Annotated in this window: 7 protein-coding genes and 1 tRNA gene; 6 read left to right on the top strand and 2 right to left on the bottom strand. The window is 45.1% G+C overall.

Annotated features, from left to right (window positions below; genetic code table 11):
• Positions 1 to 73 precede the first annotated feature (73 nt).
• Positions 74 to 2,041, bottom strand: a complete 1,968-nt coding sequence (locus ACIM339_RS06570; protein ID WP_015283832.1) for a glycosyltransferase family 2 protein — start codon at positions 2,039 to 2,041, stop codon at positions 74 to 76.
• 282 nt (positions 2,042 to 2,323) lie between these two features.
• Here ACIM339_RS06570 and ACIM339_RS06565 point away from each other — a divergent pair.
• A tRNA-Gln gene (locus tag ACIM339_RS06565) sits at positions 2,324 to 2,396 on the top strand.
• Between the two features lie 116 nt (positions 2,397 to 2,512).
• On the top strand, positions 2,513 to 3,883 hold the full coding sequence (gdhA, locus tag ACIM339_RS06560; protein ID WP_015283831.1) for an NADP-specific glutamate dehydrogenase: 1,371 nt from the start codon (positions 2,513 to 2,515) through the stop codon (positions 3,881 to 3,883).
• 35 nt (positions 3,884 to 3,918) lie between these two features.
• On the opposite strand, the gene ACIM339_RS06555 is transcribed toward gdhA, so the two are convergent.
• Positions 3,919 to 5,265, bottom strand: a complete 1,347-nt coding sequence (locus tag ACIM339_RS06555) for a RuvB-like domain-containing protein (RefSeq protein ID WP_015283830.1) — start codon at positions 5,263 to 5,265, stop codon at positions 3,919 to 3,921.
• Between the two features lie 91 nt (positions 5,266 to 5,356).
• Between ACIM339_RS06555 and ACIM339_RS06550 the strand changes: the two genes are divergently transcribed.
• The 4 genes from ACIM339_RS06550 to ACIM339_RS06535 all read left to right on the top strand — a co-directional run bounded on the left by ACIM339_RS06550 (position 5,357) and on the right by ACIM339_RS06535 (position 15,930).
• Entirely contained in the window at positions 5,357 to 8,029 is a 2,673-nt protein-coding gene (locus ACIM339_RS06550; RefSeq protein ID WP_015283829.1) for a DEAD/DEAH box helicase, read from the top strand.
• Between the two features lie 30 nt (positions 8,030 to 8,059).
• Positions 8,060 to 9,295: a Glu-tRNA(Gln) amidotransferase subunit GatD gene (gatD, locus tag ACIM339_RS06545; RefSeq protein ID WP_015283828.1), complete on the top strand. Its 1,236-nt coding sequence runs from the start codon at positions 8,060 to 8,062 to the stop codon at positions 9,293 to 9,295.
• Positions 9,289 to 11,085, top strand: coding sequence for a Glu-tRNA(Gln) amidotransferase subunit GatE (gatE, locus tag ACIM339_RS06540; RefSeq protein WP_015283827.1), 1,797 nt, complete (start codon positions 9,289 to 9,291; stop codon positions 11,083 to 11,085). The genes gatD and gatE overlap by 7 nt, the downstream gene beginning before the upstream one ends.
• 69 nt (positions 11,086 to 11,154) lie before the next feature.
• Positions 11,155 to 15,930, top strand: coding sequence for a C25 family cysteine peptidase (locus ACIM339_RS06535; RefSeq protein WP_337954317.1), 4,776 nt, complete (start codon positions 11,155 to 11,157; stop codon positions 15,928 to 15,930).
• Positions 15,931 to 15,969: the final 39 nt, after the last annotated feature.

Raw genomic sequence — 15,969 nt, 5'->3', positions numbered from 1 at the left:
GGAAAACATAACCCCAAACATTAACGAACCATAATAGAGGTTTTTGGCGATCATGATATACATAGTAAATTTCCTATTCTCCTGTGGCAAGTTCTCTTATCCTCCTGTTGTGATCAAGTTCCTCCCTGGCTATGCCTTCAACCTCGTCCATGAGCTTTTTTGGTATGAACCTGCAGCTTTCCAGAACCAGATGGGCATACACGTACATGGAAATCTCCTCCTGCGGAAGGAGGCATTCCTTGAATGGGATTCTCCCACATCTTTTTTCCATATCCTCTATATTCTTCAAGTAAGAACTTATACCGCTGCACTGTTCCTCCATACTCTTGCCCCACCTTTCCTTGGCCAGATTCAAAATCTTCTCGTAGATTCTCGCGTGTCTGAATGAGTCCTTGGCTATATCAATTAGAACCTTCTCATACTTAGGATACATATTCGCAAGGGTCACGTAATACCTTCCAATAAGTTTTTCAAACTCTATACCGCAGGCAAGCATATCCACGACTGTTATTTCTAGGCCCTCGTAGGTCTGCCTGGCTCTCTCCCTCACCCTTTTTGGCACGGGCCTGGAGAGGGAAACATAGAAGGCACTTATTGAGAGCCACAGCCACCATACGGCCCAGAACATGTTGATCAGGTATGCATAGAGCATGTGCCATTGTCCGTAAATGAGTTTCAGAACCCCGAATACTATTGACAGGGAGAGCATCACTATGACAGTCATGAAGTATATGTGATACCTTACAACATCCCCCATCTTCTTTTTCTTTGGAGTTACCCTAAACGATTTTTTGCGACCGGTAAGCCACTGAAACAGCGCGATGGTCACGGGAAGAGATGCTACGAACTGTATTCCCTGGTGATACATATACTCTCTCAATCCGTACTTGTAATCCCTCATTGATAGTATGTAAAATATGAACGTGAAGGCAAAAATTGACCCATAGAATACGAGGTAGTAGAGTGGCTCAACACTCATAAAGTATATTCCAAAGATGAGAAACAGCACGGGAGCTATTATGTCTATCATCGTTAGCAGACCCACGTGAAGCCAGTAAAACACACCGTTCATATAATCCACAAGCTGGCGAGTTGAGAGCTTTGCATCCAGTAGTTTGGGTATGAGCTGAAAACCACCCGCAGACCATCTGTTCTGCTGTATCCAGTAGGCCTTGAGGTCCAGGGGCGCCTCTCCATACCAAACCAGGGGTATGTCAAGGTACTTGCTCTTGTATCCCTTCTCGTGAAGAAGAATGGATGTGTAAATATCCTCCGTTACCGTCTTCTCGTATAATCCGCCAACTTCCATCAGGGGCTTGATTCTAAATACCGTGCCACTTCCCAGGCTGAATGCACTGTGATTTATATGCCTTGCCCTCATCACAACCCTCAGAAATGGTATTAGCTGCAAATGTGCAGCCAGGGCTATGGTGGTATCCAATCTTGAATAGTACTGGGGTACCTGAACGAAGGCCACATCTGGATCGTCAAACATGCTAAGTATGTGCTTTGCAAACCCTGGCATGGGCCTCTGGTCAGCATCAAGAATCATCATGAAATCGTAACTCTCCCCGTGCTTTCTCAACCAGGAATTCACAGCTCCTGCCTTGTATCCCTTCCGGCTTCCTCTCCTGAAAACGATGAACTCGTATTCCTTAGCATACTCATCAAGTTTTTTTCTTATTTCATCATCTGTGGAATCATCAAGAACGTAAACATCCCCGTATCCCTCCGCAGCCATCTTTGCAGCCACAGCTGTTTGCACAACCGTCCAGGGATCCTCGTTGTAGACAGGTATCACTATGGCTATCTTTCCCTCAACTCCTCCCCTTGGTTTCAAGTAAGATACCAATAGCTCCTTGTATTTCTTGCTCTTATGCCAGTAGGTTATGAATATGAACGAGGAGATTACCGAACTCACCGCGTCAAATATTATGAAGAAGGCGAGTATGATTGCAGGGTTTCTCACCCCCACTATGAGAGAGAATATTATGGCGAGAATTACCGGAATAAGGAACAAAGTTAAATTTCTAACTCTCATTTTCAATGGTAAAATTGAGTATCGGATTTAAATATTGTTCAAAGTTTTGCGGAAGATCATTTATACATTGTGAAGGTGGAGTCAAGATGAGTGGATCATTTTTCATGTTTCTCTTCTTGCCTTTGTGTTCGTAATCTATGATTTAATTATTCCCACCTCTGGCCGGGAGTACGGGAGGGGGAACGTAAGATTTTAATACCCATTTCCCATTTACCAATCGCCTAGCCCCGCGGTGTAGTGAGCACCGGAAGGTGCGAACTAGCCCCGGAGCGAGCAGCGCGTAGCCCCGTGGTGTAGTGGTCAAGCATCGGGGACTCTGGATCCCCTGACGGAGGTTCGAATCCTCCCGGGGCTGCTATTTATTTACAGTTATCGTTATTCATTTTACGAATTTTGAAAAATTCATTTTCGGTACAAGAAATCTTTATATCTATTGCTGCAATTTCCCCATGCCTAAAAAAGGTGATAGAAATGAATGCAAAGGAATATGTGGAAAATGTTATAGAGAACGTCAAGGCAAAGAATCCAGCACAGCCCGAATTTCATCAGGCTGTAACCGAGGTTCTGCACACACTGATACCTGTGATAGAGAAGAATCCCAAGTACATGAAGCACAAGATTCTTGAGAGAATAACCGAGCCAGAGCGCGTAGTTATGTTTCGTGTTACCTGGGAGGATGACAATGGCGAGCTGCACGTGAATCGCGGTTACAGAATTGAGTTCAATGGAGCAATTGGCCCGTACAAGGGCGGTTTGAGGTTCCACCCAACCGTGACCCTTGGTGTGCTCAAGTTCCTCGGATTTGAGCAGATATTCAAGAATGCCCTTACTGGCATACCCATGGGCGGTGCCAAGGGCGGTAGTGATTTTGACCCCCATGGCAAGAGCGATGCTGAGGTGCGCCGCTTCTGCGAGAATTTCATGATGGAGCTCTACAGGCATATTGGCCCGAATACCGATGTTCCTGCCGGAGATATCGGTGTTGGTGGTCGAGAGATTGGTTATCTCTTTGGTGCCTACAGGAAGATTGTGAATCGCTGGGAAGGCGTGCTGACAGGTAAGGGTCTCAACTGGGGTGGATCACTCATAAGGCCTGAGGCTACAGGTTATGGAGCCACGTATTACCTCATTGAGATGCTCAAGAAGTTCAAGGGCAAGAAGGACCTTAAGGGTTACAATGTGGCCATATCCGGCAGCGGTAATGTGGCCCAGTTTGCCTCAAAGAAGGTCACCGAGTATGGTGGTAAGGTCGTGACACTCTCAGATTCAAAGGGTACGATGTATCTGCCCGATGGTATAAACGATGATATATGGAATGCTGTTTACGAGACCAAGGCCATAAAGCATGGCAGGCTGCAGGAAGTGGCTGAGAAATTCGATCTGCCCTGGTTCCCTGGCAAGAAGGCATGGGAAGTTGCCGCCAAGGAAGCAGGAGAGGTTCACATAGCATTCCCAAGCGCTACCCAGAACGAAATCAATCTGGAGGATGCCAAGATACTCACCAACGCCGGATTGATTGCTGTGGTTGAGGGTGCCAACATGCCAAGCACGCTGGATGCAATCAACCACTACTTTGAGAACGATGTGCTCTTCGGACCTGCAAAGGCAGCCAATGCAGGAGGCGTGGCTGTGAGCGGTCTTGAGATGAGCCAGAACGCCCAGTTCACCTACTGGACAGCAGAGGAAGTTGATCGCAAGTTGCACAACATAATGGTGAACATATTCAACACCGGAGTCAAGTATGCAGAGAAGTACGACAAGCCAACCAACCTGCTGCTCGGATCCAACATTGGTGGATTCGTGAAAGTGGCAGACTCCATGCTCGATCAGGGCATTTACTAAACCCTTTTTCTTTTTTTAAAAATAAAAAATTGAGATCAATCGTAAATCATTTCTTCTTCCATCCTGCGCAGGTACTCCACCGAGCGCTTTACATCTGCGAATAATCTGTACACCCTTTCAATGTGTTCCCTTTCGATCTCCTTCTTTCCTGCAAGTTCCCAGGCTGGAGCGAGCAGCTGTATGGCGTACCTCAGAGAGGCTTTTTGTCCTATATCCACGAGATAGTCAAGTGCGTCCTCATTGATTTTTATTTTCTCCTTCTTGGCCCTGGTCAGAATTATATCGCGCATATCCTCCTTTTCGTATTTCTTTGTGGTGATCACGAGCAATCTGTCAAGAAGGTCTATGGGCATACCGAAGGGTGATTTTATATCGGTACCGCGCACAGTTGTTATGCCGCGGTTGGTGGCAAATATCAGTATTGGGGATAGTTCCTGCTCCATTGCCTTGTTCAGGAATGCATATGTTTCAATATCCAGCATTGAGCACTCGTCAATAAACAGCACTCCGGGAATCAGCTCTGCACGACCATCCTCCACAAGCCTCTTTACCTGCTCATCAACCCTTCTACGCACCTCATCTCCTATCTCCTTTCTCTCAGAGGATCCAAATAGAAGCGAGGCAATATCCATGCCTGAACGGGATTGCATCATATCAAGATCGTTGAGAGTCAGGGTATAGACGAATTCCTTTTCCTGCAGCACGGGTCCATCCGGTATGTCCATGATCTTCTCAGAAGCCAGGTCGTAACTCTTCTCCTCCACCGCATCCTTGGATATCCCTATTTTTACAACTCTTCCACTATCAGCATCTATCTGGATTATGTCCCCCTCATCTATGCCCTGCTGGAGCAACTGCATTGCAAAACTCTGGTCCATCTTGAGTTTTTTCTTCTCCTTCTTTGTTTTCAGTGTTATGGTTGCGCTTGCAGGTATCTTCTGGTATGGATTGTAGGGGTGCTGCATGTAGTCCATGCTCAGCTTTTCAACCTTGCCCTCGTATATGTTGCGCATCTCATGGATACGCACACCTATTGCCTTCCGAAGTGTCTGGGTTAAAAACTCCGTTTTCTTCACCTCGCTGCTGTAAATCTCACTTCCTGCAATGTGCACGAAGGGCACGTCCTCACCCAGTTCCTTGGCTATGCCTATTGCAAGTGCGGTTTTTCCGCTTCCCGGAGGACCTGCTATGAGAATGGCATTGCCTGCAAATTTTCCCTCCTTGATCATTCTAACTATGATTCCGGCGGCTTCCCTTGCCTCCACCTGACCTATCATTCCATCCGCCTTTCTTAGCGCCCTGTAATTCTCATCCAGTCCAAGTCCAAGAATGTGTGAGTGCGCCGATATTCTCTCCCACTCCTTCATTTCAGTTATTTCCATATGCACCACCAGATTTTGTAAAATTTTTCTTCTATATAAATTTTTCTAAAAGTGCAAATAAATTTTTATACGATTTTTCCTACAAACCAGGGTGTTTGAACTACTGCATCCGGAGATTCAAAGGGTGCTAAGAGAGAAGGGTATATTCGAGCCCACAGAACCGCAGAAGAAGGTAATTCCCTTTATTCTTGAGGGCAAGAACGTACTTCTCATCTCCCCCACAGGAAGTGGCAAGACAGAGGCGGCTGTGCTTCCAATATTTCACAGAATTATGAGCGAAAAACATGGAAAAATCGCATGCCTTTACATCACTCCCCTACGCGCTTTAAACAGGGATATGCTCAAGAGGCTAAGGGATTTCGGCCAGAAACTGGGACTGGAGGTTGCGGTGAGGCATGGAGATACACCCTCAAATGAGAGGAGAAAACTTGCCCTCAAACCACCAGATGTGCTCATAACAACGCCGGAAACGTTTCAGATAATGTTTATGGGAAAGAGATTGAAGGAAAGCCTGAAAAGCGTGAAATTTGTTGTGGTGGATGAGGTACACGAACTGGCATCTGATGAGCGTGGCGCCCAACTAGCACTGGCACTTGAAAGACTTCGTACATTCACAGATTTCCAGATTATTGGATTATCTGCCAGTGTGGGCAATCCCCAGGAGATTGGAAAATTTCTCTCTCCAAGAGAACCCATAGAGATTGTGGAACTGAAACTCTACAAGAAAATAGATGTGCAGGTTCATGCACCCGAAAGGAGGTACAAGAGGGAAGCGGAGATAATGGGAAGTGACGTGGAATACGCATCCCTTTTAATGGAAATGTGGGAAGATATTATGGCTCACCGAGCCACACTCGTTTTTACAAACACGAGATGCACAGCCGAGGACATAGGCATGCGTTACCGTCTTTTATTCTCCTCTCCTCCTATTGAGGTTCACCATGGCTCACTGAGTCGCAGGGTCAGGGTTGAGGCTGAGGAGCGATTCAAAAGGGGTGAGTTGAAAGCGCTGATATGTACCTCCTCTCTGGAACTAGGCATAGATGTTGGCATAGTTGATTTTGTTGCCCAGTTTAACTCGCCGAGGCAGGTAACAAAGCTCCTGCAGCGTGTTGGCAGGGCAGGCCACAGGATAGATGAGGTATCAAGGGGCAAAATATTTGCCCATACACCTGTTGAAATATGGGAATCTGCAGCCATACTCACCCTCCTGCACGATGGCAGAGTTGAAAAGGTTAGAATTCGCAGGAATCCCCTTATGGTACTTGCAAATCAAATAGTTGCAATGGCAAATTCTGAAGGAAGGGTAAATGTGGGAGATGCCTATGCTCTGGTCAAAGGAGTGTATCCATTTCAGGATCTGAAATACGAAGAATTCGTTGAAATTCTTGAATTTCTTAGGGATTTGAAAAAGATATGGTACGATGGGCTGAGTTTTGGCAGAACCCGTGGTGGAAGGGAGTACTTTTACGAGAATATATCAATGATTCCGGACGAAAAAACCTACAAGGTGGTAACTCTGAAGGGAGATTTCATAGGCACTCTGGATGAGAGTTTTGTTTCATCTCTGAATTACGGGGAGAGTTTCGTTATTAGGGGCATGGCTTGGAGAATCGTTGACATGAAGGAGGATAAAATCATCGTCGAATACCTGCGGGACATAGCAATGCCCCCCTCCTGGGTTGGCGAGGAGATTCCAGTCCCCTATGAAGTTGCATCGGCAGAGCCCGATGTAAGTTATTTGAACTCTGCTGCCAGGGATATTCTTGAAGGGTGGAACATGGACTGGAATTCAAGTAGAATAGTACTTGAAAAGGGAGAAGGCATTGTTTTTATGGGCATAAGAGGAGGTACAAGGGCAAATTACACCATGGCCCTCTTACTCTCTTCCATAATCTCCCAGAAGATTGGAGAGAGTGTGGAATTTTCCATATCTCCATACCACATAGCATTTTTCAATCCACATATAAATCTCGATTATCTTCGGGACCTGCTCTTCAAACTCAGAAACGTTGAGGGGGTTTTGAGAATAGTTGCCAGAAACTCCCGGCTTTTCAATTACATATTTATGCACGTGGCAAAGAAGATGGGGGTTATAAAGAAGGGCGCAGACCTGAGAAAGATAAGAATTGAGAAGATAGTGGATGTTTACAAGGGCACGCCGCTTTACCGCGAGGTTCTTGATAAATTGATGTTTGACTATATGGACATTGAGATCGTTGAGAGAATACTGGAAAAAATAAGGAAAGGAGAGATCGAAATCGTGATAAGAGAACTCAGGGAGGAGAGCAAGGAACTGATGGAGGAGCATGGAGACCTCGTATCTCCTATTGTGGCCACGAGACCTGTAATTGAGGCGGTTTACAGAAGGCTTCTTGAGGAGGAGATGATCCTCGTTTGTCTCTCCTGCGGGGGGAGCATGCACATAAAAGTCAAGGATTTTCAAAAGCCAGTATGCCCCTTCTGTGGAAGCGTGAGAGTCGCACTTTTAAAGCCCTACGAGGAAGAAAAAATAAATATTTTGAGAAAGAAGAAATTCACCGCTGAGGAGCGCAGGGATCTGAACAGGATGATGGCTATATCTCATCTGCTCAGAACCCACAAGAGGGCTGCGGCTCTTGCCCTTGCAGGGCGTGGAATAGGACTGAGCACGGCAGCCAGAATTCTTCAGATTCCCTATGAGGACGAGTTTGAGATTGCAAAGAGAGTTTTGCGAGAGGAATTGAAATATGCAAAGAACAAGCAGTTCTGGGATTTGAGATAAAGGTTAATACCCATTTGCATATACCCCTCTATGAATCCTGAGCCTGGAGATTACGTTGAAGTCATAAGTGAGAAAGGTACATTTCGTGGAGTTTTGATGCCAAGAAACAAATTGGGCAATAAGGATATAATCATTCTCAAACTTGATAACGGTTACAACATAGGCATAATCCCGAAAGAAATCAAAGTAATAAAGAAGGGTGGAAAAAAGAAAAAGATTAAAAGGGAAATAAAATCGGATAAGACACTTCCGAAGATTTCAATAATTGGCACAGGTGGCACAATTGCCAGTTATGTGGATTATCGCACCGGTGCGGTGCATCCAGCGCTCACAGCTGAGGATTTAATATTCTCTGTTCCTGAGATTGTTGAAGAATGCGATATCCGGGCAAGTGTGCTTTTCAACATTCTGAGCGAGGATATGCACCCTGAATACTGGATTAAAATGGCAAGGAAAGTTAAGGAGGAACTGAAATATTCGGAGGGGGTTGTGATACCCCATGGCACGGATACCATGGGCTATTCAGCCGCAGCCCTATCATTCATGTTTCCGAAATTATCTGGACCTGTGGTTTTTGTGGGAGCTCAGAGAAGCAGTGATAGACCCAGCAGCGATGCCTACATGAACCTGCTCTCCGCCGTGAAAGTGGCCAAGAGCGATCTGGGTGAGGTTGCAGTTGTTATGCATGCCACCACCAGCGATGATTTCTGCCATGTGCATCGGGGTGTCCGTGCCCGAAAGATGCACACATCCCGCAGAGATGCGTTCAAGAGCGTAAATTCCAGACCACTTGGAGAGGTGAGGAACGGCAATGTGAAATTTTACGGTGATTACAGGAAAAAGGAAGATGAGACGGAGTTAATGGATAGGATGGATGAGAAGGTGGCCTTGATTTACTATTATCCGGGAATGAGTGTTGAGCATTTTGAGAGGATGATTGAGGGCATGCACGGTGCAATTATAATGGGAACCGGCTTGGGGCATGTGGGTACCCATCTCCTGCCATCCATAAAAAGGGCCATGAAAGATGGTATTGTAATAGGCATGACCTCCCAGTGCATTCATGGCAGGGTTAATCTGAATGTGTATTCCACGGGAAGGGAGCTGAAGAAGGCGGGCGTTGTGCCTCTTGAAGACATGCTTCCTGAGGTGGCGTATGTAAAGCTCATGTGGCTCCTTGGAAATTACGAGCATGATGAGGCAAAAGATTTGCTTGCAAGAAATCTCCGGGGTGAGATCTCCACGAGGAGGATGATAACATGGTAAAATGTGGACTTGAGATCCATCAGCAGCTCGCCACAAAAAAATTGTTTTGCGATTGTGACTCGTACCTCAGTGACAATGTTATTTTCAAATTTGAGCGTGTTCTAAGACCCACACAGAGCGAGCTTGGCGAGGTTGATAGAGCGGCTGTGGAAGAGAGCATAAAGCATAGAAAATTCATATATGAAGCAACAGAAAATTCATGCTTGGTGGAGGCAGACGAGGAACCACCACATGACCTTAATAGGGATGCTTTGGAGATAACGCTCAAGGTTGCCCTGATGCTCCATGCCAAGATAGTGGATGAAATACATGTGATGCGCAAGATCGTCATAGACGGCTCCAACACCTCGGGCTTCCAACGCACCGCTCTTGTGGCTATGGATGGATATCTTGATACCTCCTTTGGAAGGGTTAGAATACCCACAATCTGCCTGGAAGAGGAGGCCGCAAGAAAAATTGAGGAGGGTGATGGTTATGTGGTCTATCGCCTTGACAGGCTCGGCATACCCCTCATTGAGATTTCCACAGCCCCTGACATGAAGAGTGGTGAGCAGGTCAAGGAGGTTGCCCAGAAAATAGGGTACATTTTGAGAGCCACCAAGAGGGTACGCAGGGGTGTGGGAACAATAAGACAGGACATCAACATATCCACAGGTCAGGGGAGGGTTGAGATAAAGGGAGCATCAAAACTCAATATGATACCCCAGTGGGTGAATATGGAGATTGAGAGGCAGGAAATGTTAAAGGAAATTGCTTCAATTCTTCAAAAAAGAAATGCGAGGGTTGAGGAGAAAATTTATGATCTCACAGAAATTTTTGAGAACACGAGTTCAAAGATAATATCAAGAATTCTCAATAATGGGGGCAAGGTTCTGGGCTTAAAATTGATTGGATTTGCAGGGGTTCTTAAAAATGGAAATTACAGACTTGGTAAGGAACTTGCAGATAGGGTACGTGTTATTGGGATACGGGGACTCTTCCATGGAGATGAACTTCCATCCTACGGGATAAGTGAAGAGGAGGTGGAAGAGATCAGGAAACTATTGAATCTCGGTCCCGAAGATTCCTTCGTTATAATAGCAGAAAAGAAGGATCTTGCAAATATGGGACTTCAAAGGGTTATTGAGAGGGCCAAAATTGCATTAAAGGGGGTACCCGATGAGACTCGAGGTCCAAGAGACGACGGTTCAACCCATTATCTCCGTCCTCTTCCAGGCGGTGCGAGAATGTATCCGGAGACTGATATACCCTCAATAAGGATCTCGCAGGATTATGTGGAGAAATTGAGAAAAGAACTGCCTCCCATGCCTGAGGAGAGGGTGAAAGAGCTTGAGACTTTGGGAATAAATGAGGAACTTGCTTGGCAGATAATACACGAGGATAGGGATGATCTATTTGAGAGCATAGTTAAGAAATTTGGATACCCTACGGTGGTTGCCCGTGCACTCATAAATGGATGTGATAATGTGGATTATGCCTGCATATTTTCGGCCCTTGCTGAGGGTAAATTTGCCAAGGAAGCGATTGATGAAATTGTCGAGCGAGCCTGCAATGGTGAGGATCTGCAGACCCTCATAGAAAGTTTCTCATCAAGAGTTGATGTGGATTCAATTATTGAGAAAATTGTTAGGGAGAAGGAACAACTCATAGAGGAGAGAGGAATGGGTGCATTCAAGCCCCTAATGGGTCTCGTGATGAAGGAGCTGCGTGGCAGGGTTGATGGAAGGGTGGTGAGTGAGAGGTTGAGAAATGCAATAGGATCGTACCTGAAGGCGCATGGGAAAAGTTAATATAGAATTATCCAACTATCTTCCTTGCCTATAGGGTGATGCCCAATGAAAGGTGGTAGTTATAAAAAGGTGAGTAGTGTACTAGTAGTCCTTTTAATGGTTCTAACAGCACTTGCAGTGCTCACCAGTTTTCAGCCATATGCAACTGCAACGGGCGCGAAGAAAATATCTTCGAGCAATGAAATAACCAAAATTGTGCACATAGATCTAAATGCCCTCAAATATGTCAGAGGACCGAATGGCGGGAAGTATCTTATTCTGCATGGAGCAAGGGTTCTCCAGATTCCAGGACAGCCCGTTGTGCCTGTAAAGATTTTGAGTTTTAAACTTCCCAAGAATGTGGAGCATGTTAATGTGAATGTGAAGGCCACCCATGAGGTGAACTATGGAACCCTCAAGATATCTCCCGCACCTGCACCGCTTCTGAACTCTGGAAAGGCTTTTCCATCCAAATATTCTCCTCCAAAATACAATGTCAAGGTTTACAAGAGCAACAGTTTCTATCCCTATAAGGTGTACTCTTACACCGTGAGCAGAAGCAGGGACGGAGTGGAAGTGAATGTGTACCTCTATCCGGTAAGGTACAATCCGGTTACCAATGAGATAAGAGTTCTGACAAACGCTGTGGTGAGCGTTAATTATGAGCTCGGTAAGTTAAAATCAGGGAGTGCACCCATAGATGTCCCTAACATAATAATTACGTCTCCGCAGCTAAAGGCACAGGCACAAAGATTGGCCAATTTCCATAACAGCACAGGTTTGACCTCCTGGGTCGTTACCACAACCTGGATTGCCAAGAATTTCCAGCCTGCTCCGAACCCTCCAGTGAATGGTTATGCAAACTCAACCACTGATCCCTATGCCTACTTCAACAACGCGACCTTGCCTCTTGATAAAAGTGCCATAATAGGGTACAATTACACCCTTGCAAAGAAGATAATAGCGTTCCTTCAAAATGAGAGTTATGGAAGCAATGTGGAGTATGTAACCATATTTGGAAATGCCAGAATGGTGCCACCAAGTTACTATTGGACCGATCAGTACATGTATTTGCTTGCATACCTCGGATACAGTGATATGTACGATGCATGGATTCCAACTGATGCTTTCTATGCGCAGCCAAATTACAACTCCACCCATTTCAGTTACGAACCCAGATTCTATTTTGGCAGAATTCCCGTGAATCCCCTGACTGCAGATATTGTTGTAAATAAAATCATATACTATGCAACACACAAGAGTGGTGGTATAGAGAATGTTACTCTCTCTGGAGGCCAAGTATTCGAAACTCCCTATTTCCTGGGAGAGACAGGCGTATTAGAGCCTCTCAACTATGGATGGCTTGATGGTGTGAAGGTTACCGAGTACTTCCACACATTGAGAAACTTCACCTACAACAACTTTGTGAAGATGATGTACAACAGCGATATGATAGTGGAGATAACGCATGGCTCTGGATATTCATTCTGGCATCACAACGATGAAATAAGTGCTTGGGATTTCAGTATGAACTCAACCTACGGAAGCTTGCCGATATACATCTCAGGTTCCTGTCTAAATGGTGCTTGGGATGAGGAGATGTATCCATCTGAATTCGCTTCTGGGATTAACGGAGGAACTTCCATCGCTGAGAAGATGCTATATGCCCCAGATGGAATAATTGCTTACTACGGAGGAGACAGGGAAGCCTATGGAAGCACTCTTGCTTGGTTCGATAACGGTACCTTGGTGGCTCCAAACGATTTTGGAGATTTGATAACAGAGGATGGAACTGTGGCTGGTTATTACATAGGTACACATATATACGGATATGTTACCCTCGGAATGATGTATTACTATGCACTTTCCCTGTATAACCAGTGGCTTGGTCCCAAGCTGAGGATGATTGATCCCTGGGATACAGGCCTCAACGATAATCCATGGCAGAGGTCCTATTTCGAATACTCCCTTATAGGTGATCCTGCTCTGAAAGTTTCGGGAAGTGGGGCTAGTTACCCATCCTATAACCAGCCAAAGGTTGTAATACCCAATGCTGTTTACAATTCCAATGATGTGCCTATGATTACCAGAGGCAAGGAGGTACATATTAACATACAGACGGACTCTCCGCGGGTGAAGGTTGAACTCCTTTATCTTGAGCATGACTATGGCTCTGGAATGTGGGGCTCTGCAGATACGTATTATGATTTCATACTTGATATGAAGACGCTGAGTCCAACCTCTTCCGTAGGTGGAATCAATAATTTCACATACTCGTTTACACCGGGTAGAGAAGGCACGTATATACTCTCCGTTTACAGCGAGGATGGGAAGAATACAAGGTTCTACATGTCATGTAATTCTCCTATGCCGCCCTTGGAAATGCACAAGAGCAAGGTGAAAGGTGGCGAGGAAAATTGGAGAAATTCAAACAACACAGGTCCTGATATCCAGGTCATAACTCTTCTCGACTACGGAGATGTTGCCTTTGGAAAGATAACAAATGTGACTGCTGTGATTTACAATGCGGGCACTAAAATGGCCACAGATATAACCGTGCATTTCTATTTGGAAAATTACGTGCTTGTGTTCCAACAGCATAATCTAACACATCCACTCATCTGGCTTGGAAACAAGACGGTGAGTTCTCTGGCTCCAGGTGAAGTGGCATATGTAACCATTCCCTGGAAAGCAGTAAATCTCATACCTCTTGGATTGGATCCAACAAATTCATCTGCTAGATGGCAGTACGTGGTTGCCAGTGCAGATGTGCTCAATGATACCAATTCTGCAAACAACGCAATATGGGGCCTCTTCCATGTGCATCTACCCGTTGATGTGTGGGTTCAAAAGGTGTTCATAAAGAATGATCCTGTTATGGGTGAGGCCAATTACATAACATTTGAAATATCCAATATAGGCACATCTGAGTCTGCAATATCCAATGTGAGCGTTATGGATGACTATGGATACATTAAAAACCTAACGGTCACTCTCAATCCCGGAGAAACAAAGTTTATAACGGTACATTGGACACCACAATACGCAGGAACAGATGAGATTATAGTAATGGCCAATACACCGGGAGATATTAACACAGCCAATGACGTAGGATTTTATTATCCAAATGGCTATTATGGAATAACAACCTTCAAGGTCCTGAGCTATGATGTTACTCCAAGAGGCCTGGCTCAGAACAATGATAATGCAAAGATAACACTCTACAATTATGGGCCATTGAGTTCCAAGGGAACAACCGTTGAGCTCTACGAAATAAAGGGAGTGAGTCAGGTAGATGTTGAATCTCCTCACCCGTATCCAAACAACTATGATCATACGTGGGAGATAAGCGCTCAAAATGCCACGAGAATAGCACTTCACTTCAACTATCTCTATGTGGAGCCAGGATACGATTATGTGTATATATACAACTCAACGGGAGCACTTCAGGTTGAGTATACCGGCTTCTATCAGAATCTCTGGACTCCGTTCATAAACGGTTCTAAGGTTTATGTGGAACTTAGATCCGATGAGGCTGTGAATTACACGGGCTTCTACATAGATGCCTATGCCACAGGCATAAGCTTTATTGGAAAATCCTCTGTGGGTTCAATCGCGTCTGGATCCTATTCCGCCGTGTCAATACCCCTTGGCAATACTTTTGCAGGAATTCATTACTTCAAGATAGTTTCAAATACTCCTGGAGAGGTGGCAACTTTGACAACGGGAGGTGCTTCAAACGATGTGATTTACTATACCTTGAACCTAACCGATACGATTGCTCCAGAATTGAAGAGTTTCTCCCTTGCAGATAAGGTTGTGAATACTCGAGCGCCAACCTTGAAGTTCTGCTGGTATGATGAGATATACAGCGGTTTCTCAAAAGTTTCTGTGGAGATAGATGGCATATCTATAATGGCAACCCTTACCACGTATGGAAACAACGGCACCATTGTGGCTCATGTTCCATTCCTACTCTCCGATGGAAAGCACACAGTGAGTGTGGAGTTAACAGACAATGGTGGTAATACTGCCTCCATGTCCTGGAACTTTGAAGTAGATACCACTCCTCCAGAGCTGAAAATAACCTCTCCGACAAATGTGCCTCTTACCTACAATTCCGTGTTCTGGATCAATGGTACTACGGATCCGGGAGCCTCTGTGACAATAAACGGAGAACAGGTAACTGTCAATTCTGATGGCACTTTCACATACAAGGCTACACTTGAGGATGGTGAGAATGTATTCAAGGTAACAGCAACGGATAGCGCGGGTAATTCTGCCACCGAGATTGTTACAGTGCTGTATTTGCCACAGTTACCAGAACTGTGGAAGGCCATAAACAATATAAATGCAGAGATAGGAAACATAAAGTCTCAGATAAGCACAATGCAGAGTGAAATATCCACATTGAAGGGTAATGTGTCCCAGATCGAGAATGAAATAAGCGCTCTTGACGCAAAGCTCAATGACCTTGAGAATGCTCTTCAGGAAAATATAAGTGCTCTGAACATGGCCATTGAGAATATGAACACCACCCTTATGGAGAAGATAAACTCTAACATCCAGAATCTACAGAACCAGATAAACGATCTGAAGGGCAAGGCAGATAATCTGAATACGCAGATATCGAATATAAAGGCGAAAAATGATGAGCAATCTCAAGCCATAAATACAAGTGATCAGATAGGATATGCGGGCATTGTCATTGCAATAATAGCCCTTATAGTGGCATTCGCAGCTGCAGCAAGAAAACCCAAGGTTGAATATGTAACACGGGAGAACGAGTCACCCCAAAATGAAGAAGAGCCACATACCCTATATCCTCAGGAAAAGATAGATGAGGTCGAGGAAGAGCATCACTAATTTCTTCGCTATTTTTATAATCTTTTGTTTCTTTCCTTT

This window comes from Aciduliprofundum sp. MAR08-339 (genome assembly GCF_000327505.1).
Taxonomy (GTDB): Archaea; Thermoplasmatota; Thermoplasmata; order Thermoplasmatales; family Aciduliprofundaceae; genus Aciduliprofundum.
This window is presented reverse-complemented; position numbering and strand designations above follow the sequence as displayed.